At 69.2% G+C, this 20,982-nt stretch carries 26 protein-coding genes, 1 tRNA gene and 2 pseudogenes; 15 read left to right on the top strand and 14 right to left on the bottom strand.

Annotated features, from left to right (window positions below):
• The 3 genes from ACIBD9_RS04530 to ACIBD9_RS04540 all read left to right on the top strand — a co-directional run.
• A partial coding sequence (locus tag ACIBD9_RS04530; RefSeq protein ID WP_396714501.1) for a tetratricopeptide repeat protein occupies positions 1-1,303 on the top strand: 1,303 nt, incomplete at its 5' end.
• Positions 1,300-2,685, top strand: a complete 1,386-nt coding sequence (locus ACIBD9_RS04535; RefSeq protein ID WP_396714503.1) for an esterase/lipase family protein — start codon at positions 1,300-1,302, stop codon at positions 2,683-2,685. The genes ACIBD9_RS04530 and ACIBD9_RS04535, both read left to right, overlap by 4 nt.
• Before the next feature lie 349 nt (positions 2,686-3,034).
• Positions 3,035-3,232, top strand: a complete 198-nt coding sequence (locus tag ACIBD9_RS04540) for a hypothetical protein (protein WP_238660000.1) — start codon at positions 3,035-3,037, stop codon at positions 3,230-3,232.
• 124 nt (positions 3,233-3,356) lie between these two features.
• Here ACIBD9_RS04540 and ACIBD9_RS04545 read toward each other — a convergent pair whose 3' ends face one another.
• Both ACIBD9_RS04545 and ACIBD9_RS04550 read right to left on the bottom strand, forming a co-directional pair.
• A complete protein-coding gene (locus ACIBD9_RS04545; RefSeq protein WP_396714505.1) occupies positions 3,357-3,587 on the bottom strand; it encodes a hypothetical protein in 231 nt (76 codons plus the stop codon).
• A 108-nt stretch (positions 3,588-3,695) separates the two neighbouring features.
• Entirely contained in the window at positions 3,696-4,880 is a 1,185-nt protein-coding gene (locus ACIBD9_RS04550; RefSeq protein ID WP_396714507.1) for a cellulose binding domain-containing protein, read from the bottom strand.
• Between the two features lie 206 nt (positions 4,881-5,086).
• Between ACIBD9_RS04550 and ACIBD9_RS04555 the strand changes: the two genes are divergently transcribed.
• Positions 5,087-5,914, top strand: coding sequence for an SAM-dependent methyltransferase (locus ACIBD9_RS04555; protein ID WP_387175821.1), 828 nt, complete (start codon positions 5,087-5,089; stop codon positions 5,912-5,914).
• 106 nt (positions 5,915-6,020) lie between these two features.
• Here ACIBD9_RS04555 and ACIBD9_RS04560 read toward each other — a convergent pair whose 3' ends face one another.
• The 3 genes from ACIBD9_RS04560 to ACIBD9_RS04570 all read right to left on the bottom strand — a co-directional run bounded on the left by ACIBD9_RS04560 (position 6,021) and on the right by ACIBD9_RS04570 (position 8,098).
• Positions 6,021-6,692: a hypothetical protein gene (locus ACIBD9_RS04560; protein ID WP_396714509.1), complete on the bottom strand. Its 672-nt coding sequence runs from the start codon at positions 6,690-6,692 to the stop codon at positions 6,021-6,023.
• A 342-nt stretch (positions 6,693-7,034) separates the two neighbouring features.
• Positions 7,035-7,442 (bottom strand): nitroreductase family deazaflavin-dependent oxidoreductase, encoded by a 408-nt coding sequence (locus ACIBD9_RS04565; protein WP_396714511.1) that lies wholly within the window; start codon positions 7,440-7,442, stop codon positions 7,035-7,037.
• Positions 7,443-7,570: 128 nt separating this feature from the next.
• The gene (locus ACIBD9_RS04570; RefSeq protein ID WP_396714513.1) at positions 7,571-8,098 is read right to left on the bottom strand and encodes an aldo/keto reductase; all 528 of its coding nucleotides are present in this window, start codon (positions 8,096-8,098) and stop codon (positions 7,571-7,573) included.
• Between the two features lie 81 nt (positions 8,099-8,179).
• On the opposite strand from ACIBD9_RS04570, the gene ACIBD9_RS04575 reads away from it, so the two are divergent.
• From ACIBD9_RS04575 to ACIBD9_RS04600, 6 genes and pseudogenes are all read left to right on the top strand, one after another.
• Positions 8,180-8,572 carry a YbaB/EbfC family nucleoid-associated protein gene (locus ACIBD9_RS04575; RefSeq protein WP_396714515.1) on the top strand — a complete coding sequence of 131 codons (393 nt, stop codon included), beginning with the start codon at positions 8,180-8,182 and terminating at the stop codon, positions 8,570-8,572.
• Positions 8,572-8,886: a hypothetical protein gene (locus ACIBD9_RS04580; protein ID WP_396714517.1), complete on the top strand. Its 315-nt coding sequence runs from the start codon at positions 8,572-8,574 to the stop codon at positions 8,884-8,886. The genes ACIBD9_RS04575 and ACIBD9_RS04580 overlap by 1 nt, the downstream gene beginning before the upstream one ends.
• Positions 8,887-8,905: 19 nt before the next feature.
• Complete coding sequence (locus ACIBD9_RS04585; RefSeq protein WP_396714519.1) at positions 8,906-9,631, top strand: WXG100 family type VII secretion target; 726 nt, start codon at positions 8,906-8,908, stop codon at positions 9,629-9,631.
• Positions 9,632-9,653: 22 nt separating this feature from the next.
• The gene (locus ACIBD9_RS04590; RefSeq protein WP_396714521.1) at positions 9,654-10,268 is read left to right on the top strand and encodes a hypothetical protein; all 615 of its coding nucleotides are present in this window, start codon (positions 9,654-9,656) and stop codon (positions 10,266-10,268) included.
• Positions 10,269-10,290: 22 nt separating this feature from the next.
• Positions 10,291-10,548, top strand: coding sequence for a hypothetical protein (locus tag ACIBD9_RS04595; RefSeq protein WP_030333696.1), 258 nt, complete (start codon positions 10,291-10,293; stop codon positions 10,546-10,548).
• A 202-nt stretch (positions 10,549-10,750) separates the two neighbouring features.
• Positions 10,751-10,885 (top strand): annotated as a pseudogene (locus ACIBD9_RS04600) (DNA-binding protein); the annotation flags it as partial.
• A 281-nt stretch (positions 10,886-11,166) separates the two neighbouring features.
• Here ACIBD9_RS04600 and ACIBD9_RS04605 read toward each other — a convergent pair.
• Complete coding sequence (locus ACIBD9_RS04605) at positions 11,167-11,346, bottom strand: hypothetical protein (RefSeq protein WP_396714523.1); 180 nt, start codon at positions 11,344-11,346, stop codon at positions 11,167-11,169.
• Positions 11,347-11,397: 51 nt separating this feature from the next.
• Positions 11,398-11,520 (bottom strand): hypothetical protein, encoded by a 123-nt coding sequence (locus ACIBD9_RS04610; RefSeq protein ID WP_396714525.1) that lies wholly within the window; start codon positions 11,518-11,520, stop codon positions 11,398-11,400.
• Positions 11,521-11,751: 231 nt separating this feature from the next.
• Here ACIBD9_RS04610 and ACIBD9_RS04615 point away from each other — a divergent pair.
• Both ACIBD9_RS04615 and ACIBD9_RS04620 read left to right on the top strand, forming a co-directional pair.
• Positions 11,752-12,383 (top strand): annotated as a pseudogene (locus tag ACIBD9_RS04615) (helix-turn-helix domain-containing protein).
• Positions 12,380-12,958 carry an HD family hydrolase gene (locus ACIBD9_RS04620; RefSeq protein ID WP_396714527.1) on the top strand — a complete coding sequence of 193 codons (579 nt, stop codon included), beginning with the start codon at positions 12,380-12,382 and terminating at the stop codon, positions 12,956-12,958. The pseudogene ACIBD9_RS04615 and the gene ACIBD9_RS04620 overlap by 4 nt, the downstream one beginning before the upstream one ends.
• A 242-nt stretch (positions 12,959-13,200) precedes the next feature.
• Here the strand turns inward: ACIBD9_RS04620 and ACIBD9_RS04625 are convergent, their stop codons facing one another.
• The 3 genes from ACIBD9_RS04625 to ACIBD9_RS04635 all read right to left on the bottom strand — a co-directional run bounded on the left by ACIBD9_RS04625 (position 13,201) and on the right by ACIBD9_RS04635 (position 15,205).
• Positions 13,201-13,647 (bottom strand): GNAT family N-acetyltransferase, encoded by a 447-nt coding sequence (locus ACIBD9_RS04625; protein ID WP_396714529.1) that lies wholly within the window; start codon positions 13,645-13,647, stop codon positions 13,201-13,203.
• 806 nt (positions 13,648-14,453) lie between these two features.
• A tRNA-Val gene (locus ACIBD9_RS04630) sits at positions 14,454-14,525 on the bottom strand.
• A 50-nt stretch (positions 14,526-14,575) separates the two neighbouring features.
• Positions 14,576-15,205 carry a TIGR02611 family protein gene (locus ACIBD9_RS04635; protein ID WP_396714531.1) on the bottom strand — a complete coding sequence of 210 codons (630 nt, stop codon included), beginning with the start codon at positions 15,203-15,205 and terminating at the stop codon, positions 14,576-14,578.
• Positions 15,206-15,478: 273 nt separating this feature from the next.
• Between ACIBD9_RS04635 and ACIBD9_RS04640 the strand changes: the two genes are divergently transcribed.
• Positions 15,479-15,910: an SsgA family sporulation/cell division regulator gene (locus ACIBD9_RS04640; protein ID WP_007457244.1), complete on the top strand. Its 432-nt coding sequence runs from the start codon at positions 15,479-15,481 to the stop codon at positions 15,908-15,910.
• 116 nt (positions 15,911-16,026) lie between these two features.
• Here the strand turns inward: ACIBD9_RS04640 and ACIBD9_RS04645 are convergent, their stop codons facing one another.
• Positions 16,027-16,803, bottom strand: a complete 777-nt coding sequence (locus ACIBD9_RS04645) for a glucose 1-dehydrogenase (protein WP_396714533.1) — start codon at positions 16,801-16,803, stop codon at positions 16,027-16,029.
• A gap of 203 nt (positions 16,804-17,006) precedes the next feature.
• On the opposite strand from ACIBD9_RS04645, the gene ACIBD9_RS04650 reads away from it, so the two are divergent.
• Positions 17,007-17,999: a helix-turn-helix transcriptional regulator gene (locus ACIBD9_RS04650; protein WP_396714535.1), complete on the top strand. Its 993-nt coding sequence runs from the start codon at positions 17,007-17,009 to the stop codon at positions 17,997-17,999.
• 7 nt (positions 18,000-18,006) lie between these two features.
• Positions 18,007-18,462 (top strand): Rrf2 family transcriptional regulator, encoded by a 456-nt coding sequence (locus tag ACIBD9_RS04655; RefSeq protein WP_030333674.1) that lies wholly within the window; start codon positions 18,007-18,009, stop codon positions 18,460-18,462.
• A 12-nt stretch (positions 18,463-18,474) separates the two neighbouring features.
• Here the strand turns inward: ACIBD9_RS04655 and ACIBD9_RS04660 are convergent, their stop codons facing one another.
• From ACIBD9_RS04660 to ACIBD9_RS04670, 3 genes are read right to left on the bottom strand one after another with little or no spacing between them, the layout of a single operon-like run.
• Positions 18,475-19,086, bottom strand: a complete 612-nt coding sequence (locus ACIBD9_RS04660) for a malonic semialdehyde reductase (protein ID WP_396714537.1) — start codon at positions 19,084-19,086, stop codon at positions 18,475-18,477.
• Positions 19,083-19,643, bottom strand: coding sequence for a flavin reductase family protein (locus ACIBD9_RS04665; RefSeq protein ID WP_396714540.1), 561 nt, complete (start codon positions 19,641-19,643; stop codon positions 19,083-19,085). The genes ACIBD9_RS04660 and ACIBD9_RS04665 overlap by 4 nt, the downstream gene beginning before the upstream one ends.
• On the bottom strand, positions 19,640-20,974 hold the full coding sequence (locus tag ACIBD9_RS04670; RefSeq protein WP_396714542.1) for an LLM class flavin-dependent oxidoreductase: 1,335 nt from the start codon (positions 20,972-20,974) through the stop codon (positions 19,640-19,642). The genes ACIBD9_RS04665 and ACIBD9_RS04670 overlap by 4 nt, the downstream gene beginning before the upstream one ends.
• Positions 20,975-20,982 lie beyond the last annotated feature (8 nt).

Here is a 20,982-nt window from a genome sequence, read left to right on the forward strand (position 1 = left end):
ATCCGACGCGGTCGCTCCCGGCGAGGAAGCCGTCACCACCTACCAAGAACTCGCCGCCACCAACCCCGCGTTCCTCCCCGACCTCGCCTCCGCGCTGAACAACCTCGGCAACCACTACGGCGAGGTCGGTCGGCGATCCGACGCGGTCGCTCCCGGCGAGGAAGCCGTCACCACCTACCAAGAACTCGCCGCCACCAACCCCGCGTTCCTCCCCGACCTCGCCTCCGCGCTCAACAACCTCAGCAACCACTACAGCGCAGCGGGGCGGCCGGCAGAACAGAAGGCAATATGGTCCGCTGTTCTGGCTGACGCGTCCCCGTCGGATATCGCATATCTCCTGCTCACAAGGGCTGCCGCGGCTGATGCGGGCGCCCTCGAAGTCGTCGACTGGGTTGCGACCGCCTTGCGGCACGAGCCAGCCGATCGGGCATTGCTCGGTGCTCTGCATGATCAGGCACGGCGACACCGTCGCGCTGACCCTGGCCGCTTCGATCGTGCCTGGACCACCCTCGCAGGGAATCTCCCGGACTGGCTGACGCTTGATCCAAATCTCCTCGCCACCTCCCAGGCGTGGATCAGCACAGCGAACTACCAGGATGAACGCGACTTTCTCGCGGCCCATCCCGAACTGCTCGCCCCCACCGCCGACAGCGCTGTCGCCGACGCTCTCCTCGTAGTCCGCGACCAGGAAGCTCAGCGGTACCTCACGCTGCGCAACATCGCTCGTAGCGACGGCGTCGCCGCGGCTTACGCCCCCCTACTGCTGACCATTCTCGCCGCCAAGTTCGCCGCCGCCGATCCACTCACGCAAACCACCATGCTCACGGAGCACAACGAGGAACTGCTGACCGAAAGCGCCCGCGAGGCCCTCGCGGCGCTCGCGCTGCGGGACACCGGCGGTGCCGCCGACCGTGCCGACGCGATCCTCGCTCTCGCCCAAGTCGGCGCCGCCGAACCGGCCCTCGATGCGCTGACCCACCCTGAGAAGTTCACCGATCTCATGGCCGCGATCGCGGAAGGCCCCGACCCGACCGCCCTCGATGCCACCGCATTTCTGGCCCGGTCCGTGGCGGAAACAGACGCGGCGGCAGCGACCGCCGACTTCTACACCGCCGTCGCCTCGGCTCTCGTTGACGACCTGGACGAGGCGACGCAGGTTTTGGCCACAGCCCGCCGGCTCGCTCCGGAGCAGACTGCCGCCTGGATCAACCGGCTGGCGAACATCGGCCGACGCCATCCTGCCGCGCTGAACCTCATCAGCGTCCTCACCACCGCAGACGAGCAGCCAGGAGCCCCGGGATGACCAACCCCACGGACTTCGTCGTCGTGCTACCCGGCATCCTCGGCAGCACCCTGCGATATCGCGGCAAGCTGGTTTGGGCGCCCTCAGCCGGCTCGGCACTCCGCGCGATCCGAACCTTCGGTCACAGTGTCCGCGACCTACAACTTCCCGACGGCCTCGGTGACGAGCACCCCGGCGACGGCGTCGATCCGGTTGGCCTGATGCCTGACCTGCACGTGCTGCCCGGCATCTGGACCCCGATCAAGGGGTACGACCGGGTCCTGAACCGGCTACGCTCCCTCGGCTATCGCGAATCCGCCAACCACCCCGACGCCCCGCCCGGCAACCTACTACCCATTGCGTACGACTGGCGGCTGTCCAACCGGTACAACGGCCGACGCCTCGCGTGTCTGATCGAACCCGCCCTCGGACGCTGGCGCGATCAAGGCGGCTCTTACGCCGACGCCAAGGTGACTTTCGTCTGCCACTCGATGGGCGGTCTCATCGCCCGCTGGTACGTCGAGTACTGCGGCGGCGCAGAAACAACTCACAAGCTCATCACCATCGGTACTCCGTACCGGGGATCTGCCAAGGCCCTCGGGCAACTCGTCAACGGCAGCCACAAAGGCATCGGGCGATTCGGCGTCAGCCTTACCGACCTCATCCGCAGCATGCCGTCTATGTACCAACTGCTACCCGAATACGCCTGCCTCGAACACCCCGGCGGCCTCGCTAAGACCACTGAGACCGCCCTACCAGAACTGACCACGGCCAGGATCGACGATGGGATGCGCTTCCACACCCAACTCGCCGAAGCCGAGATCGGCCGCTCAGCCAGCCTCAGCACCACCCACGCCATCATCGGCATCCACCAACCAACCGCCACCACCGCGCGGCTGAGCGGGTCGCGCATCGAACTCATGGACAGCTACGGCACCGACGAACTCCACGGTGACGCCACCGTCCCGATCGTCGCCGCCAGCAGACCCGACGTACCAATGAACAGCCCGCTTCTACGACGTGTCCCCGACCAGCACGGCAACCTGCATCGAAACACCGCCGTCCTCGACGAAATCCACGGCATCCTCACCGCGAGCCCGATCGTCATCCGCGCGCCGCGCACCACCGCGCTCCACGTCGGCACTCCCGACCTACTCCTCGCCGGCGAACCCCTTCCCATTCACGTCGCCACCACGGACGGCAACGCACATCTCATCCGGATCACCGTGTCCGACGAGAACCACAAGGTGGTCGACGCGCGAGTTGCCAGACCCATCGACGGCGCAACGACGACCACCCTCGTCGAAGATCTGCCACCCGGGGCCTACACCATCGACGTCGCCGGACTCACCCCCAGCTCACCAATCGCGCCGGTCAGCACCAACACTCTCATCTGGAGCTAGCCGGCCCTCTGTCGATTGCGGGCCGTCTCGCCACCGGCATCCGGTGGTCGTGAGGGTGCGGTACGCCGTTGGACAGGACCACCCAAGTGCTTGACCCTTCAAATTTCCACCGGTAGCCTTTCGGCATCCATCCATAGCTATCTATGTAAGTAGGTGAACCGTGCTGTTGAAAGCCATCGCCCTCGCCGCGTCCGTCGCCGGCGTGCTGGCCACCGCTCCCGCCGCCTCGGCGGCAAGCTCCCAAGCGTCAAACGAAGCCTGGCTACCCGGGAACTGCCCGCAGGGCACGTTCTGCATCTGGCCCAACTGGGATCACCCGGCAGAAGGCCCTACCGCGACTCCGTCTCTGGTGACCACTACCGAATGGTCCGGCAACGTCCCGGCCTTCAACTTCTACAACCGCACCTCCCGCAACGCCGAGATCACCTGGTCCTACAACTACCTCGGGACGCAGCTGTCCGGCGCGATCTGCGCTCGCCCCGGCGGCGGGGACCTGTATGTGCCCATGTTCGTGACGAAGGTGAGTTGGCAGCCCCGCACCTGCTGACCCTCGCCCGCCCGATCGTGGGGCCGATCGCCGTCCACGACGCCCGTTGGACCTCTGAAACGCTTCTCGCCGACCTCGACGTCCAGCCGAGTGTCCTTGACCAACCGCCCTCGCAGAACGTGGTTCAGCTTCCGCGATTCGGGTCGGTGAGAGCGTTCCAGTCCTCGGCGCTCATCGGGAACGGCCCCCAGTGCGGCAGGTAGAAGGGCCGCCGCGGTGGGTCGGCCACCGTGAACGGCTTGAACGCCGGATCCACGATCACCCGGTAGACGAACTCGGCCGTCGACATCTCGAGCTGGTGCCACGGCTCGATGCCGTCCCACCGCGCGACCACAGGCCACCGATCGGGCTTCACCGAGCGGTCCGCCAACCAGTAGTACTCCCCCTCGGTCTGATCGCTGCCCCGATCAGGCCCTGACGCGGCGGCGGTGGGGTGTGCCCGGATGGGTGTTCACGAGACTCGTCAGCCCACCGTGCAGGGGGCGCCGTTCAGCGAGAAGCCGGTCGGCGGCGCGTCGCTGGCGCTCCACCGCCCCTGGACGCCGAAGGTCGCGGAGCCGTTCGGCGCGAGGACGCGGTTCCAGTCGATGTTACGAGCGGTCACGGTGGCCCCGGTCTGGCCGACCGTGGCGTTCCACCCCGAGGTGACCTGCTGGTCTCCCGGGAAGTTGAAGGTGACGACCCAGCCGTCGACCGGTGCCGCCCCGGCGTTGTGGACCGTCGCCGTGGCCACGAAACCGCCCTGCCACTCGGACTGGTTCCGGTAGGTCACCCGGCAGGTCGAGGGCGGCGGGGGCGTCGGAGTGGTCGTCGTCGTGGGCAGAGTGACCGTGTTGGACGCGATCGACACGTTGCCCACCGCGTCCCGGGCCCGCACGTAGTACAGGTTACGAAGCGGCGTCGATGACGGTAGCGGTGTCGTGTACGTCGTACCCGGCACGGTGGCGATCAGTTGCGAGGTGAACCAGCCGTCGAACCGGTAGACGTTGTACCCGAGCACGCCGACGTCGTCCGTCGACGGCGACCAGGACAACGTACCGGTTGAGGCGGTCACCTCGCCGACGGTCAAGTTCTGCGGCGCGCTCGGCGGTGTGGTGTCCGGGCCGGTGTCCGTCACCGGGGTGACCACTGTCAGCGCGTCCGACCAGTTCGAGCGTTGCCCGAGGCTGTCCCGGGCGATCAATCGGAACGTGTACTGCTGGCCCGACCCAAGGGAGTTGGTGATAGTGGTGCTGGTGACGGCCCCGACACTGGCGCTGAAGACGATGTCGCCGAACTCCTGGTAGTACGTGATGTCGTACCCGGTGATGGCGCAGCAACCGGACGTGGCGGCCGTCCAGGTGAGGGTGACCGACCCGGTCCGGACCTCGCTGGCGGTCAGGTTCGTGGGCGCGCTCGGCGGGACGGGCGCGGTGCTCGGCGTACTGGACGGCGTTGGTGGCGCGGTTCCGGTCGGCGCTGCGGTGACCACCGCGGCCGCACCGGGCGCCGGGGCGACCCCCGGATACGCCGCGGGCGCAGCGGTGCCGGCGTCGGCCGGTGGTGCGGCGCTCAGAGCGGTGACGAGCACCGCCGCCGACAGCACGACGGCGGTCAGCGGGCCCGGCCGCAGGCGGCGGAGCAGCGAGGACGAGCGAACGCCTGTCATACGTCGACGATGCAACAATGCATCGACGATCGCCAACGTGTCTCACGCTTCGGCCGGCGACAGGAACCGCTCCTGACACCTGGGCCGCGTCGATGGGAGCGATACCAGTGGGGCAAAATTCCACCCTCCCGATCGTTACACTCGCCGAAACGCCGGCACCGCCGCAGACCTCAACCTGCGCCAATCCCCATCGATAGGAGACGCCTGTGACCCGCGACAAGGCGGCACCCCCCGGCATCGACCCCAACGTTCCCAGCGTGGCCCGGGTCTATGACTTCTTCCTGGGCGGCAAGGACAACTTCGAGGTCGACCGAAAGGTCGCCGAGCACGCCCTGCGGATCACACCCGACGGGCCGGCAGCCGGCCAGGCCAACCGGGCCTTTCTGCGTCGAGTGATTCGCTTCCTCGTCAGCGAGGCGGGCATCGACCAGTTCCTCGACATCGGGTCGGGGCTGCCCACCCAGGGCAACGTGCACGAGGTCGCCACCGAGCAGAACCCGAAGGCTCAGGTGGTCTATGTGGACAATGACCCGATAGTCCTGTCGCACGGGCGAGCCCTGCTCGCCGCGGAGGGCACCGCGACGGTGATCCAGGCGGACATCCGGGAACCGGAGGCGATCCTCAACCACCCGGACGTACGCCGGTTCCTCGACTTCGACCGGCCGATCGGCTTGCTGCTCTTCGCGATCCTGCACCACCTCGGTGATGACGAGGACCCGAAGGCGGTCGCGGCCGCGCTGATCGACGCCCTGCCCTCCGGCAGCTACGTGGCGATCTCGCACTTCCGCGACCCGGGCGAGCGAGACCCGGAGGGCTCCCGCAAGGCCCGCGAGGTCGAGCGGGTCTTCAACGAGTCGTTGGGCACCGGCCGCTGGCGTACCGACGAGGAGATCCTCTCGTTCGCCGACGGGCTGACAGTGCTGGAGCCGGGACTGGTGCCGCTGGCCGAGTGGCGCCCAGAGCCGGACGCACCGGCTGGGGTGCAGACCGACACCTATCACACGTTCGTCGGGCTCCTCGCCCGCAAACCGTAGGCGTCGCCTACGGGTGAGGTCCCGCCCTCCCCTGCTTGGCGGCAGGAGGATGGCCCCGGCGCAAAGCGCCGGGGCCATCCCAATCCATCATCGAGGAGGCTGGACATCAGCTCCCGGAGTCCGGGAACAGGTACAGATCGAACCGCATCCCCTGGTTGTCCAGCTCCAACTGCTGGCTGCCGTAAAGGCTTGGCGGGCCAGCGTAGGTGCCGACGAGGTTGTACAGGCCCGGGTCGACAGCGAACCGGAAGGCACCGTCGGGGCCGGTCACGACCTCGACCCCGGCCGGCTCCAGCCGAATTGTCGCCCCCTCCAACGGCAGCCAGGTGGTCGTGTCGAACGCTTGGCCCTGGAGGCTCCAGACGGCGGCCACCGTGAAGCTGCCCTGCGCCATGGGGCTCAGCCGGCCGCGACGGTCGACCGCGACCGCGTACACCGGCCGCTCACCCGTCACGCTGCCTACGTCGATCGTCACAGTGGCCGTACCGTCCGAAGCCGCGTGGACCTCGCTGCCCAGGCTCGTGTCGCCGACGCTGTACCGGAACTTGGTCGCCCGAGTGTCGCCGTTCGCGTCGAACCTGATGGCGATCTGGCCACCTTCGGCGGCACTGTCCCCGTTCGGGAAGCTGATTGCCGGCTGAAGAGCAGTCTTCGTCCCAGACGATCCTCGGACGGCCGCCGATGCAGGCGGCGCCACGAGCATCGAACCGGCGGCCAGCGCCAGCGACGCGGCCAATGCAGCAACACCACGGCGAGTCAGACGGGTGCGCGCACCCAACGTTGATCCGACGAACATTCCAGCCCCCGTATCATCAGAACGTCACAGCGCGCTCACCCTAGCCAGCAAGATGATCTACGTCAACGTCGTTCAATACGTTGCGAATGGACCGTGGTGCGGCATGCCGCTGCTAGTCCCGCAGGCTGGCGAGACGTTGCTTCGGCAACCGGGGCCACCTTCGCTGTGGAGGTCGGCGAGATCCATCCGCCCTCACTCCGCGTTATCGACCCCCGGGTGGCTGGCAAACGGCTGACCACCGACGACACTTCGGCCTTTGTCCCGTTCTTCACTCAGGCCATGCGGGCGAGCGCGGCCCGGGTGCACCGACGTGACGTCAAGTGCCTACCGCGCGGGTTCCAGTACGACGACTGGGATCTGGCGGGTGGTCTTCCGCTCGTAGTCGGCGAAGCCTGGGTACGCAGCCTTCAACGGGCTCCAGATCTGTTCCCGCTCGTCCCCGACGGCAACTCTGGCGACCAGCTCGATCTTGTCCGTACCGATCTCTGCTTGGACCTTTGGGTGAGCGAGCAGGTTGTAGTACCAGTCGGGATTGGTGGGCGCACCGCCCTTGGACGCGAACACGGCATAGCCGCCGTCCACCTTCTGGTACATCATCGGGTTCACGCGAGGCTGGCCGCTCTTGGCACCGACCGTGTGCAACAGCAGCAGCGGAGCGCCAGCGAACTGACCGCCGACCTGCCCACCGTTGGCGCGAAACTCTGCGATGATCTTGTCGTTAAAGTCGCTCATGCTTCTCCCCGCGTTCGCGCACCGGCTCCATCGACACATTCTGACAGTCCCATCGATGCACGACACCGTGACCACGCGCCAACAAGCCCGGTGGCGCGCGTTGCATCGCAGGAAGAGTCAAGCAGGCATTAGTTGCCGACGCCGAGGCTCGACATGAACGCCGCCGGGTAGCGGTCACCGCGGGCGGCACCCTTCGGCACGGCCGCCTCGATCTCTTCGAGATCATCGGCCGACAGCTCCACGTCCAGCGCCGGCAACGCCTTGGCCAGCCGCTGCCGGGTGCGCGCACCGACCAGCGGAACGATGGACGGGTCCTGCGCCGCCACCCACGCGATCGCCAACTGCGCCAGCGTGCACCCCTTCGCGTCGGCGACCCGGCGCAACGCCTCCACCAGGGCGAGGTTGTGCGACGCGTTCTCGGCGGAGAAGCGGGGACTGTGGTTACGCGGATCGTCCGCCCGCCCCGGCACCCAGTACCCCGAGAGCAGGCCACGGCTCAGCACCCCGTACGCGGTCAGCCCGATGCCCAGCTCCCGCAGCGTGGGCAGCACGTCGGCCTCGACCGCCCGTGACAGCCGCCAGGTCGAGCAGGCCCGAAGAAGACGATCATCAGCATCTACGTCGCTGAGATCCAGATTGATCAGATCACGCCGCATTCGCTCGGCAACCTGGTGTGGCGGGCCGCGGCTACACTGACGCCTCTAATTCCCCGGCTCTGCAACGGAAACGGAGGCGCGATGGCTAATCCGCTGTTGGACGCCGAGGATGCGCGGGAACGCCTGGAGGCATGGCAGGCCAATGCCGTGCGTCGGGCCGCCGACACGCAGGCCGCCGCTGCCGGCTTGCGCGCGCTGCGGGTCACGGCCACCGACGCCCACGGGATCGTCGAGGTCACCGTCGACTCGACGGGGGCGATGGCCGACGTCCGGCTCTCCGCGCGGGTGCAGCGCGTGAGCCTGGAGCAGACGCAGCAGGCGATCATGGGCGCCTATCGCAACGCGCGGGTCAAGCTCGCCGAGGCCGCCGCCGAGGTCGTGCGGGAGACGGTCGGCGCCGACTCGGCGACCGGCCGGGCCCTGCTGGCCGGATTCCGGACCGCCGACACCGAGGACGAAGAGGGGCGTTACTGATGCACGGGGGGTTCGAGGTCAACGTCGAGGCGCTGCGCGCGCACGCCGCGGCAATGTTGGCCATCCACGACCGCTTCGCCGCCGTCAAGGCCGCGAGCGGCACCATCTTCCAGGCCGACGAGGCGTACGGTCAGCTCTGCCAGTTCTTACCGCCCATCCTGGAGGGACGCCACCGGGACCAGGACAAGGGCGTGGGGATGCTCGCCGAGAACATCGAGCTGCTCGCCGCGGGAATCAAGAAAAACGCCGACGCCTACGAGCGGGCCGAGGAGTCGACCACCGACGGCTTCAACTCCTTCCACTCCGCGACCTGAGCCGGCCCGGCGCCCTCTCATGAGCAACCCACTGGTCGCCACGACCTCCGACATCGCTTCGACAAGCGCCGCGCACCGCGACGGCTGGACCGGCCTGCCGCTCGCCGACGACTACATGGGCATCAAGGACGCCATCGACTCCGGCAGCTGGATCGACGGCTCAGTCGCGGGCTTGGGCGCCGCTCTCGACGGGGCGTCCATCGTCATCGACCCGTTCAGCACGCTCCTGTCGATGGGCATCGAGTGGGCCATCGAGCAGGTCGAGCCACTGAAGCAGGCGCTCGACTGGCTGGCCGGCGACCCCGAGACCATCGAGACGCACGCCTTGACCTGGGACAACATGGCCAGTGAGTTGTTCTCCATCGCCGAGGACCTCAAGGCGCGGCTGGTCGGCGACCTCGACGGATGGCAGGGCGCGGCCGCCGACGCCTACCGCGACATCCTGACCATCAACATCGACGTCGCCGGGATCTTCGCGGGCACGGCCGCCGGCATGGGTGCCGCGACCCGTGGCGCGGGAATCCTGGTGCAGACGGTGCGGGAGGTCGTGCGCGCCTTCATCGCCGACTGCATCGCCAAGGTCGTGGTGTGGCTGGCCGAGGTGGTCTTCTCTCTCGGCTTCGCCACACCGCTGGTTGCCTCCCAGCTCGCGATGGCCGTCGTCCGCTGGACCGGCCGCATCTTCGGCTGGCTGATGGGCCTGATCGCCAGCCTCTCCGCCCTTCGCGCACTCCTCGACGTCTAGGCGGCCCACGATGCGACAACTCATGGCGGCTCTGCGGACCACCGCCGTCCTGGTGGTCCTGTTCGCTGTGGCGGGTCTCCACAAGCACCCCTCAGGCCCCACCCCACCACACGGCGGTGGCGACGATGGCCCCAAGCGTCCCAAGTTCAACCCGGGAATGATGCCCAAGCGCGTGGGACCAGCCCAGCAGCACGGCATCAAGCGCGCCGAGGAGGGCCGCCCGAAGGACGCCGACACATCCGAGCCCGAGGTACCCAAGAGGACCAACCCCTGGGACGACCCCGAGTTCGCCGACGCCCTGTACGACATGGACCGCTTCGGTCAGATGGGCGACGGGGCGATGGACAAGATCTGGGACGGCGACGGCAAGGGCAATGGCGACCACAAGCCCTCCTCCACCGAGCCCGGCAAGACGCGCTTCCCGCCCGGCACCACCAAGGAGCAGGTCGAGGGCTGGTTCAAGAGCATCGCCGCCAACCCCGACAGCCGCCCTCAGGCGCGTCCCGGCGGCGACGGCTGGGTCGTCATCGGCACTCGCGACGGCATCACCTGCAAAGTTACCCTGGACAAGGACGGCAGCATCTCCGGCGGCCACCCCGTCAGCGGCGAGGGCGTCACCACCAACCCGCTGCCCTAACCACCGCACCCACGGGAGACCCATGGAAGTCAACGATTACATCCGGCGCACCCTCCGGATCATCGACCAGCTCGCACCCAAGATCAGCCCGAAGTACCTGCCGATCGTCCGGGACGCCGCCGGCGCCGGGGCCTGGGACCTGGCGATCACGACGCTCGTCGGCGCCGTGTGGGAGGAGGGCGTTGTGATCACCACGGCGGAGAAGGACGCGCTGCGGGAGCTCATGGAGTACCTCCAGGAGCCTCTGACGCGCCTGGAGCAGATCCGGACCTCGGACTGACGGCCGAAGCGTAGTCGGGCCCCTCGAACCCTGCACCGTGTCGACCAGCGGGCGTCCCAGACCACCTCGCGCGCCTCATCGACACCTGCTGGCTCCTCGGACGGCCCATGGGCACCGACACCGCCGCAAGTCAGCAACGCGAGAGCAGACGCATCGGTCGGGAAGAACTTGCCCACGAAGCCTGGCTCACCTGGGCCGCCGCATGAACCAGGACCTCCGCCCCCGCTGGTGCTCCCCCGCCGGGGTAGCCGTCCTGCTCGGCTTCGGGATCTCCAAGGTCAAGATAAAGATCGCTACCGGCGAGCTGCGCTCCATCAAGGACGGCAAGTACCGCCGCGGGCACGGTTGCTGTACTTCGCTGCTGTACTGCTGGCATCAGACGAGGCGCTGGATCCGCACCTTCGGGTGCACGTTCCTCAAGGAAGCGTCTGTGCAGCGCACCCGCCGGCACCCAGGTCAGGTCCTCGGAGGCCCGCACCGGCTGCGCACCCAGGTAGAGAGCCAGGGAGATCGGAGCGTCGTCGAACTCGGCGCGTAGCTCGCCCTGCCGGGTGCGGCAGGGCGACGGCGCATCGCAGCCGCCGCAACTCCAGGCCGGTAGCACCGGGCCGTGCGTCGTCATGCGCGGCCTCCGAGCAGCGCCGCGGTCATCGACCGCGACTGCCGGCTGGTCGCCCAGTCCACCTGCCAGCACGGGTACGGCGTGAGCCGCGACCACCACGCCAGACAACCGGTGCACAGGAAGTCTCTGCTCGGCAGATGCACGGCCAGGATCCGCCGTTCCGCTTCGTTGCTCACTGCTCCTCCTCGGCGGGCCAGTGCCCTGGGTTGATCGGGATGCGGTGCCGGCTACGACAGGGCAGCTCCGCTCCACAGCGGCAGATCCAGCTCCACTTCCGCCACGACCACGCCGGGCGGTGTCGCCGGGCCATTGGTCATCGCGACGGCGACCAGGTACTGGTCGTACGTCACTCGTCGCCATGGTGGTGTCCTGTCCCGCATCACTGGCTCCCTCCACCGGGCAGCAACCCATGGACGACCCCGAACGACGGGACCGGATCTGGAACGTTCGGTAACTGCGACGCTACGATCACGACGACGGCGGTTGGACTCACCGGCAGTACGAGTGAGCAGGCCAGATGAGCTGCCGCAGCATTGGTTTCACGGCGGAACGTCGACCACCGGTCAACGTAGGGATGACGCATGAGAGGTCCCGGACGATCAGCGCCGCATCGCGGCGAGGTGACCGGCTACCTGTTCAAGCTGATCCGGGAGTCCATCCCGCTCACCCAGGAGCAGCTCGCCGTCGACCTGAACGTCGATCGCGTGACCGTGCAGAGCTGGGAATCCGGGCGTCGGCCATTCACCGCGGTACCGCTCGGGCAAGCGATCGCCGTCCGACGCCGGCTCGGACGGCTCGGCGCGAACACACTCCTGCTCGCAGCACTTGACGACGCCGCCGAGGCGGATCTCATCCTCGCCGCAGTCCTCGACGACCATGTGGACCGCTGCGACCTCGCCGAACAGCCGCTGGGCTGGTCCGTCCTCACCCACCGCCTGGCCGACTTGATCCTCTGGGCGGTCCTCGGGCACCTGGTCCATCGCTCGAACCAGGCCATCCCTTCGTCGACCTCAACATCCACAACGTCTGGGCTCTGCTGGCCGCACGACGCGGTCTCGCTCTCGACAACCCCGCCGCGACTCGGGCGCTCATCGACCGCAGTGTCCCGCTCCTGGACAGTGACCGGATCTCCGCGCAGTCGCGGCAGGAACTAACCTCTATCGTCTACAGCCTGCGGGCGGACGGACTCACCGGCACAGGGACGGGCAGATGACCGACGACCATGACGCCGCCGGAGCGATGAACTTCATCTTCGAAGCTGGCGTGCTCAAACGCGCCGCCCGGACCGGCTGGTGGTTCGCCGGCGTCAAGCAACCCGAGTCCATCGCCGAACACTCCTTCCGAACAGCACTCATCGGAATGATGCTCGCCGCCATGGAAGGCGCCGACCCAGCCCGAGTGTCGATGCTCTGCACCCTGCACGACACCCAGGAAACCCGAATCACCGACATCCCACACATCGCCAAGCGCTACCTCACCGCTGTACCCAACACCGCCGTCACCGCAGACCAGGTCGCCGCCTGCCCCCCAGCCGTCGCCGAAGTCATCACCGCCGCGGTAGCCGAGTATGAAGCTGGCGAGACACTAGAAGCTGTCGTCGCTCGTGACGCTGACAAGCTGGAATGCCTCGTCCAAGCGGTCGAGTACCGCCACCAGGGCGTCGACAACGTGCAGCGCTGGATCGACAGCTCACGAGCCTCGCCCAAGACCGCCAGCGCCCACCGCCTTGCCGACGCCGCCCTCAGCGGACAACCCCTGGCCTGGCTCACTCCCCGGCCGCAGGAGTAAGCGTTCAACACTTGGCGTTGTACTGATCGAGGGTGAGGGCGTAGTCGATCAACACGGACAAGATGCCGCCTGAGCTGCCCGTTCATTGGTGGCCGGTGGTCAACGTTCGTTGCTCCTGGTCCACCTCTGACGGCCTAGAACAGCCCCATTGGTCGATCGGCGAGCACGCCCAGGATCGCCCGCGTCATGTCAGCCGCATGGGGGCCGCACCTTGAATCTAGCTTCGGTGGCTACTGCTTCCGTCAGGGCAGGTTGCGGCGCAGGATGTAGTTGAAGCCGAACTCTGTCTCCGTGGAGCGGACGTCGATGTAGCCGAGCCGTTGGTAGAAGCCATGACCTGTGATGCTCGCTCCGGTTTCCATGTGGTCGTAGCCGTCGACCACCGCCAGCGCCTCGACGTGGCGCATGAGGAGCCGTCCTATGCCGCGACCGGCGGCCGGTGGGTTCACGAACATGGTGTAGACCTTGTTGCCGTCGCGGGAGACCGTGCCGGCGATCCCGTTTGCCTCTGCGACGAACATCTGTCGTTGGATGGCGAGTTCCTTGATGCGTTGCTCGGTGAAGTGGTCGCACATCCGCTCGATGACCTCCCTCGGATAGTCGCGACTGTTGACCTCACGCAGGCAGCGTTCGATGAGGCCCGCCACGGCGGGGGCATCGGCGCTGTCGAACCGTCTTATCGTCGCCATCGATTTATCTTGCCTGTGATCGGCGTTAGGGTGCCTGGCGAAGCAGCGGTGACCCGCGCAATGCTCGAGTGCACGGTAGTCGACACTCGCGGTGGTCTCGTGTTGGCAGCCTCATCGCCTGGCGGCCGGCTGAACGACGTCCGGGCCGCGGGTGTGCGGCGTCGGGAGGTAGCCGGGGTAAGGCTGCGGCAGTGCCGCCACGCAGGCTGCGGAACATGCGTCTACCAGCAACGGCAACACGTCGGTGGCGACCAGGCCAGAGATCCAGACTTGGCGAAGCTCTCCGTCGACCGGCCCATCGCAGACGCTGCAGGTTCGCACCGCGTCGCAGCCCCACGCGTCTGGGGCGGGCGCGTCAAAGTCCGCCTCTACAGCACCGGTCACTGCCCGCAGCCGCGGAAACGGCGGACGGAACTTGGCAACGGCCGCCTCCGCGCCCACGCCTCCGCCTGCTCTCTCACCTTCGTCGGCAAAGAACGCAACGAAGTGAGCGGTCAAGTCCCGGCAGGACACTGAGCGCTGGGTACGCGACCTCACAATGTGGACCGGCGAGTGGGCGTATCACCGGACCGATGGCCATCAGTCAGCCCGTGAGCCACAGCACGGGGGCACCCTCTCGTGAGGTGGGCGCCAGCCAGCAAGCCCGCTCGGGACCGCAAATCAGTCACTCAGCCGGCAGGTCCATGACTGTCTGAACCGAGCACCAGCCGCGCTGCTCCCAATCTGCTCCCAATGTAAGCCCTCATACAGCAAAGCCCGTTACCGGCAAACTCGGCAACGGGCTTCTGACCTGCAGAAACTGAGAGTGGGCGATGCTGGTATCGAACCAGCGACCTCTTCGGTGTGAACGAAGCGCTCTCCCACTGAGCTAATCGCCCTCAGCGCCACTGACTCTACCCGATCGTGGAACCGGACCGGAAATCCGGGGTCAGTGCGTCGCGAGGTAGTGCATGGCCTCGGCCAACACGTCGATGCCGAGGCTGTACTTGAGGGACAGCCAGACCACCGTGGCCACGAAGACCAGGCCGACGGACCCGAGCACGATTCGCACCAGCAGCGACTGTTTGGTTACCCAGCGTGTCCATCCGTGGACGTGGCGGCGGGTGAAGCCGAGCAGCCGGCGCGCCCAGTGGTATTCGACGGCCCAGATGCCCAGGCCGGCGATCACCAGCAGCCAGCCCGGCCCGGGGAGTGGGATGAGGGCGATGCCGATGGTCACCACCAGGGCACCGGCGATCGCGATGAAGATCTTGAGTGCGATCCGGCCGGTGGGGTTGGCGCGGATGAGTTCGAGGGTCAGCGAGATCCGCTCACGCCAACGCGGGCGGCGCGGCCGGTCCTGCACGGCGACTCCGCCGCCACCACCAGCACCGGCGCCACGACCAGCATCGGCGCCGCCACCATCACCGCCGGGACGACCGGCGTCGGACGCCGGCCGACCGGCCCGTTCGGGCTGCTCCATCGGCACTCCGTACCCCCGCTTTTCGGCTGCTCGGACCGCGACTTTCGGCGGGTCGGGTGCCGCCGCCGCATCCACTGAGGATTGCTTCGTCACCATTTCACCCCCCAGTGTCGCTCGGGCCCGTCACTGCAACGGCCGACTGGACGTTACCGGAGTAAGTCGACGACTGAGCCACCCGATACCGGGCGGGATCACGCACTGGGCAGAACCGGAAATCCTACATGAATGCTCACATTCACGCGGCCTTTCCGTCCCCCTTCCCACCACTGGGTGAAGTCAGCGTATGGCGGAGCGTAGCCAGGAGTAGCACCTGAGTATGGGAAAAGCGGGACACGCGCGTTCCGCAGCGGTGCCGGGGGGAGAACGTCCATGAGTGTCATCCGACCGACGACCGTAGAGGTCGAGACGTCGCTAAGGCTCGTCGCACCTGACGCCACCGCCTTGCCGGTGCGTGCCAGTCTGCGTTACGACCCTGCTGACCCGTATGCGGTCCATGTCCTGTTCCATGCCGAATCGGCAGGGGGCGAGGCGGTGAGTTGGTCGTTCGCTCGCGAACTTCTGGTCACCGGCCTGGACGAGCCGGCCGGCATCGGGGATGTTCGGGTCTGGCCCTGGGCCACACCGCGCGGCGACTTCGTCGCGCTGGCCCTCTCGTCACCGGACGGCAACGCCCTCTTCGAGGTGCCGCGCAGCGTCCTGGTGCGTTTCCTTCGACGGACCTACGTCGTCGTCCCGCGCGGCCGTGAGGCCGAGCACCTGGACGTCGACACGGCGGTGAACCGGCTGCTCGCCGGTCGCTGACCGCCCGAACGGGCAACACCGGCCATACCGGGGCCGCGCGGATCTGCCGAGTCCGCGCGGCCCCGGCACACACCCAGGGGTGTACGCGGACAGTCCGCCCCGGGGTCGGCCGGTGCTCAGCCGTGCGTGGTGATGCCGCCGTCGACGGGAATGACCGCGCCGGTCAGGTACGCGCCGGCGCGCGACGAGAGGTAGATGGCCGTGCCGGCCATGTCCTCGGGGCGTCCGATGCGGCCCAGCGGCACCTGCTGCTCGATGGCGGCCCGGCTCGCCGGGTCGTCGAGCGCGAACGCCATCATCTTGCTCTCGAACGGGCCGGGCGCGATCGCGTTGACGGTGATCTGCTCACCGGCGAGTTGGTGGGCGAGGCTGCGGGTGAGCATGTGCACGGCAGCCTTCGTGGCCGAGTACGCGTACACCTCCATCATCGGCACCCGGATGCCGTCGATCGACCCGATGTTGATCACACGGGCCGGGTCGTCGGCGCTGGCGGCGGCGCGCAGCGCCGGCAGCAGCGCGGTGGTGAGCCGGAAGACGGCCTTGACGTTGACCGCCCAGAGCTTGTCGAACGCGGCCTCGGGGTAGTCCTCCAGCGGTGCGCCCCACGTCGCGCCGGCGTTGTTGACCAGCACGTCGAGGCGGTCGAAGCGCTCGCGCACGGCGGCGGCCAGCGTCTCGGCGCCGGCGTCGTCGCTGAGGTCGGCGGGGATGGCCTCGCAGCGGCCCTCGGCGGACAGGGTGGTGGCGACCGCCTCGCAGACGTCCGCCTTGCGCGACGAGATGATCACGTGTGCGCCGGCCCGGACGAAGCCCTGGGCGATCATCAGCCCGATCCCCCGCGAGCCTCCGGTGACCAGGACCGTCTTACCTTCGACCGAGAACAGCTGCGTCATGCCCATCCCATCGCGAGTCGGCGGGGGCCGTCGGTCGGTCCGGGTGGCCGGCGGGTGCCGGGCGGGCCGCGGACCGACGGCGCTACCGCCGGGTAACGTAGCCCGGCCGCCGGGACCGGGACAAGCCCGTGGCGCGCCGCGGATTCCGCTACCAACGTCGATCGGGATGCGGTGACCTGCGGTTCGGGCTACGGTCGCAGGCGATGGTCTCCACCGATCCCTCCCCCGCGCCATCGATCGGAACGACGTCTCCCGTCACCGACGAGATAGCCACGTTCGCGCTGGCCGATCTTGCCGGCGACCCGGGCTGGCGTCGGCCGGTGATCGTCGAGCGGGAGCTGTTGATTCTCACCACGCGTGGGCACGGCGACGCGGAACTCGACTTTCACCTGCTGCCGTGCCGGCCCGGCACGCTGCTGCGGGTCCGCCCCGGCCAGGTGCTGCGCTGCGCCGGCCCCCAGTTCGACGCCACAGTGGTCGCCTGGGATCCCGAGGCGCTGCGTGGCTTCGACGTCGACCTGACCACGACCGCGACCTGGCGGCAGTTGGCCGGTGAGGACGAGGACGCGGTGATCAGCGAGGTGAGCCAGTTGGCGGTGGACTGCCGGCGGCACCCCGACGGCCCCACCGCCCGCGCGCTGCTGCGGCACCAACTGGCCGTGCTGCTGCTGCGGCTGGCCGTGGCCCACACCGACGGGTCGGCGTCCCGACCCGAGGACGAGACGTTCGACCGGTTCCGCCGCGAGGTGGAGCACGGCTACTCGTACACCCGGCGGGTGGAGGACTACGCGGCCGAGCTCGGCTGCTCGGTGCGGACCCTGACCCGGGCCTGCCTGGCCGTCACCGGTCGCAGCGCCAAACAGGTCATCGACGAGCGGGTCGCGTTGCAGGCCAGCCGCCTACTCGCCGCGACGGATCAGCCGATCGCCCAGATCGGCCGGCGGCTCGGCTTCTCCGAACCCACGAACTTCGGCCGCTTCTTCACCCGCGAGGTGGGGGTCAGCCCCGGCGCGTTCCGGGCCGTCCGGGACCAACCGGCGGCCGGCCGGGTGGTCCGGCCCCGACCGCCGGCCGAGTCGACGGGCACCAACGGCGGCCGGTTCCGCCCCGGCACCCCCGGCGAACCCGCCAACGGCGGGCACGCCACCAGACCGGGGCCGCCCGCTGGAGGGCCGGGCGGCACCGGGCGGGCATGATGGCAGGGTGCAGATCTCCGCGCGCGGCGACTACGCGGTACGGGCGGCGTTGAGCCTCGCCACCGCGTACCCCTCGCTGCTCTCCACCCAGGCCATCGCCGCGGAGCAGGACATGCCCCGTAAGTTCCTGGAGGCGGTCCTGGCGGATCTGCGCCGGGCAGGCATCGTCCGTGCCCAACGCGGCGCCGAGGGGGGCTACACGCTGGCCCGCCCGCCACGCGAGGTGACCGTCGGCGCGGTGCTGCGCGCCGTCGAGGGCCCGCTGGCCGGGGTACGCGGGCTGCGCCCCGAGGAGACGCGGTACGAGGGCTCGGCGGAGAACCTGCCCGGCCTGTGGGTGGCGGTCCGTGCCGCCGTGCGGCGGGTCGTCGACGAGGTGAGCCTCGCCGAGATCGTCAGCGGTCGACTGCCCGCGCACGTCCGCAAGCTCACCGCGCTGCCCGACGCGTGGGAGCCCCGCTGACCCGGGGCCGGCTCACAGCGTCCACACCACCTCCTCGGTGCTGAGCCGGGGCAGCCGCTGCTCCCAGGCGTCCGGGCCCGGGTGGCCCACGTTGAGCAGCAGCAGCGCCTCGTGCCGCCCGTCGGGGAAGAACTCGCGGGTCACCCCGGCCGCGTCGAACCCGGCCATCGGGCCGGCGGCCAGCCCGGCGGCGCGTACGCCCACCAGCAGGTAACCGATCTGCAGGGTCGCGCTGAAGCGGGCCTGTTCGGCGCGGCTCGGACGGTCGCTCAGCCAGTCCCGGGCCTGCGGACGGTGCGGGTACAGCTCGGGCAGCCGCTCGTGGAAGTCCACGTCGGCGGCGAGCACCGCCACCAGTGGCGCGCTGGCCGTCTTCGCCCGGTTGCTCGACGAGACGTACGGCAGCAGCCGCGCCCGCGCCGGCGCCGAGCGGAGCAGCAGCACCCGCAGTGGCTGGCCGTTGTACGCGGTCGGCCCGTACCGGATCAGGTCGTGGATCGCCGCGACCTGGGCGTCGGTGACCGGCTCGTCGGTGAACGTGTTGGCCGTGCGGGCCGCCCGGAACAGCAGGTCCTGGGCGGCCCGGTCCAACGCGAGCAGGTCGGCCGTGGTCGGTGCCGTCACCTCGGGACAGCGGTGGTGTAGCCGCCCCGGTGGTGCACCAGTGGCGCGCCGTCGCCGCCGTCACCGAGCGCCAGCGGCTCGGCGATCACCAGCGTGTGGTCGCCGGCCGGGACCCGGTGCACCACCCGGCAGAGCAGCCGGGCCAGCACCCCGTCGAGCAGCGGCACCCCGAACGGTCCGGACGTCCAGTCCGGGTACGCGGCGAACCGGTCGATGCCGCTGGTCGCGAAGACCGTGGCGGCCTCCCGCTGCCCGGCGCCCAGCAGGTGCACGGCGACGTGCTCGGCCCGAGCCAGCACCGGCCAGCTCGACGAGCCCGTCCCCAGGCAGAACGAGACGAGCGGAGGGTCCAGCGACACCGACGTGAACGAGGTCGCGGTGAAGCCCGCCCGGATGGGTGCGCCGATCCCACCCAGGCAGGCGGGGTCGGTGGCGCGGGCGACCGCGGTGACCACGGTGACGCTGGTGGCCTGCCGGCGCAGCAGAGCGCGGAACAGGTCCCGGTTCACCGGTCGCAGCTCGGCGATGTCCGCCCTCGGTCGCTCCACGGTGGTCATGCCGGCACCAGGGCCGACGCGGCGTACGTGCTGGCCGGTCGGGGCAGGCCGTAGTGCTCGCGCAGCGTCCGACCGGTGTACTCGGTGCGGAACAGCCCGCGGGATCGCAGCACCGGCACCACGTGGTCGACGAAGTCGGCGAGCCCGCCGGGCAGGTGCGGCGGCATGATGTTGAACCCGTCGGCCGCGCCCTGGGTGAACCACAGCTCGATCTGGTCGGCGACCTGCTCCGGCGTACCGGCGACGACCCGGTGACCCCGGCCGCCACCGAGCCGGCCGATCAGCTGCCGGATGGTGAGCTGTTCCCGGCGGGCCAACTCGGTGACGAGCTGGTAGCGGCTCTGGTGCGCCTGCACGGTGCCGGCGGCCGGCAGCTCCGGCAGCGGCCCGTCCAGCGGCAGGCCGGTCAGGTCGATGCCGAGCATCCCGGAGAGCTGGGCCAGGGCGTAGTCGGGGACGATCAGCTCCTCCAACTCGGCGGCGAGCGCCTGCGCCTCGGCCTCGGTGCCGCCGAGCACCGGCGCGATGCCGGGCAGGACCTTCACCAGGTCCGGGTCCCGGCCGGCGTCGGTGACCTGCCGGCGCAGCTCGGCGTAGAAGCTCTGCCCGTCCGCGAGGGTCTGCTGCGCGGTGAAGACCGCCTCGGCGTAGCGGGCGGCGAAGGCGATCCCGTCCGGCGACGACCCGGCCTGCACCAGCAGCGGTCGGCCCTGCGGCCCCCGGGGGATGTTCAGCGGGCCACGGACCTGGAACTCCGGCCCGCGGTGCGCCACCTCGTGCACCCGGTCGGTGTCGGCGAACACCCCGGCCGTGGTGTCGAAGACCAGCGCGTCGTCCTCCCAGCTGTCCCAGAGCTTGATCGCCACGTCGACGAACTCGGCGGCCCGCCGGTACCGGTCGGCGTGCTCGGGGTGGCTGTCCCGGTTGAAGTTGACCGCCTCCCGCTCCTGGGCGGAGGTGACGATGTTCCAGCCGGCCCGGCCGCCGCTGAGGTGGTCCAGCGAGGCGAACTTGCGGGCGACGTGGAACGGCTCGTTGTAGGTGGTGGAGACAGTCGCGATGAGACCGATGTGCTCGGTCACCGCGGCGAGCGACGCGAGCAGGGTCAGCGGCTCGAAGACGGCCTGGATGTTGTGCCGGGGGTTCGGCCCGACCGAGAGACCGTCGGCGAGGAACAGCGAGTCGAGGGTGCCGCGTTCGGCGATCCGGGCCAGCTCCTGGAAGTGCCGTACGTCGGTGACCCGACGCGGGTCGGTGCGGGGGTGCCGCCAGGCGGCCTCGTGGTGGCCGACGCCCATCAGGAACGCGTTGAGGTGCAGGGTGCGGGTCATTGGTGTCC

The sequence above is a fragment of the Micromonospora sp. NPDC050784 genome, assembly GCF_044456765.1.
Classification (GTDB): domain Bacteria; phylum Actinomycetota; class Actinomycetes; order Mycobacteriales; family Micromonosporaceae; genus Micromonospora; species Micromonospora foliorum.

Excerpts from the sequence above, each read along its gene's own strand:
- ACIBD9_RS04535 (WP_396714503.1), top strand. The coding sequence starts at position 1,300 with ATGACCAACCCCACGGACTTCGTCGTCGTGCTACCCGGCATCCTCGGC.
- ACIBD9_RS04550 (WP_396714507.1), bottom strand. The coding sequence starts at position 4,880 with ATGACAGGCGTTCGCTCGTCCTCGCTGCTCCGCCGCCTGCGGCCGGGC.
- ACIBD9_RS04565 (WP_396714511.1), bottom strand. The coding sequence starts at position 7,442 with ATGAGCGACTTTAACGACAAGATCATCGCAGAGTTTCGCGCCAACGGT.
- ACIBD9_RS04570 (WP_396714513.1), bottom strand. The coding sequence starts at position 8,098 with ATGCGGCGTGATCTGATCAATCTGGATCTCAGCGACGTAGATGCTGAT.
- ACIBD9_RS04575 (WP_396714515.1), top strand. The coding sequence starts at position 8,180 with ATGGCTAATCCGCTGTTGGACGCCGAGGATGCGCGGGAACGCCTGGAG.
- ACIBD9_RS04580 (WP_396714517.1), top strand. The coding sequence starts at position 8,572 with ATGCACGGGGGGTTCGAGGTCAACGTCGAGGCGCTGCGCGCGCACGCC.
- ACIBD9_RS04585 (WP_396714519.1), top strand. The coding sequence starts at position 8,906 with ATGAGCAACCCACTGGTCGCCACGACCTCCGACATCGCTTCGACAAGC.
- ACIBD9_RS04590 (WP_396714521.1), top strand. The coding sequence starts at position 9,654 with ATGGCGGCTCTGCGGACCACCGCCGTCCTGGTGGTCCTGTTCGCTGTG.
- ACIBD9_RS04595 (WP_030333696.1), top strand. The coding sequence starts at position 10,291 with ATGGAAGTCAACGATTACATCCGGCGCACCCTCCGGATCATCGACCAG.
- ACIBD9_RS04620 (WP_396714527.1), top strand. The coding sequence starts at position 12,380 with ATGACCGACGACCATGACGCCGCCGGAGCGATGAACTTCATCTTCGAA.
- ACIBD9_RS04625 (WP_396714529.1), bottom strand. The coding sequence starts at position 13,647 with ATGGCGACGATAAGACGGTTCGACAGCGCCGATGCCCCCGCCGTGGCG.
- ACIBD9_RS04635 (WP_396714531.1), bottom strand. The coding sequence starts at position 15,205 with ATGGTGACGAAGCAATCCTCAGTGGATGCGGCGGCGGCACCCGACCCG.
- ACIBD9_RS04640 (WP_007457244.1), top strand. The coding sequence starts at position 15,479 with ATGAGTGTCATCCGACCGACGACCGTAGAGGTCGAGACGTCGCTAAGG.
- ACIBD9_RS04645 (WP_396714533.1), bottom strand. The coding sequence starts at position 16,803 with ATGACGCAGCTGTTCTCGGTCGAAGGTAAGACGGTCCTGGTCACCGGA.
- ACIBD9_RS04650 (WP_396714535.1), top strand. The coding sequence starts at position 17,007 with ATGGTCTCCACCGATCCCTCCCCCGCGCCATCGATCGGAACGACGTCT.
- ACIBD9_RS04665 (WP_396714540.1), bottom strand. The coding sequence starts at position 19,643 with ATGACCACCGTGGAGCGACCGAGGGCGGACATCGCCGAGCTGCGACCG.
- ACIBD9_RS04670 (WP_396714542.1), bottom strand. The coding sequence starts at position 20,974 with ATGACCCGCACCCTGCACCTCAACGCGTTCCTGATGGGCGTCGGCCAC.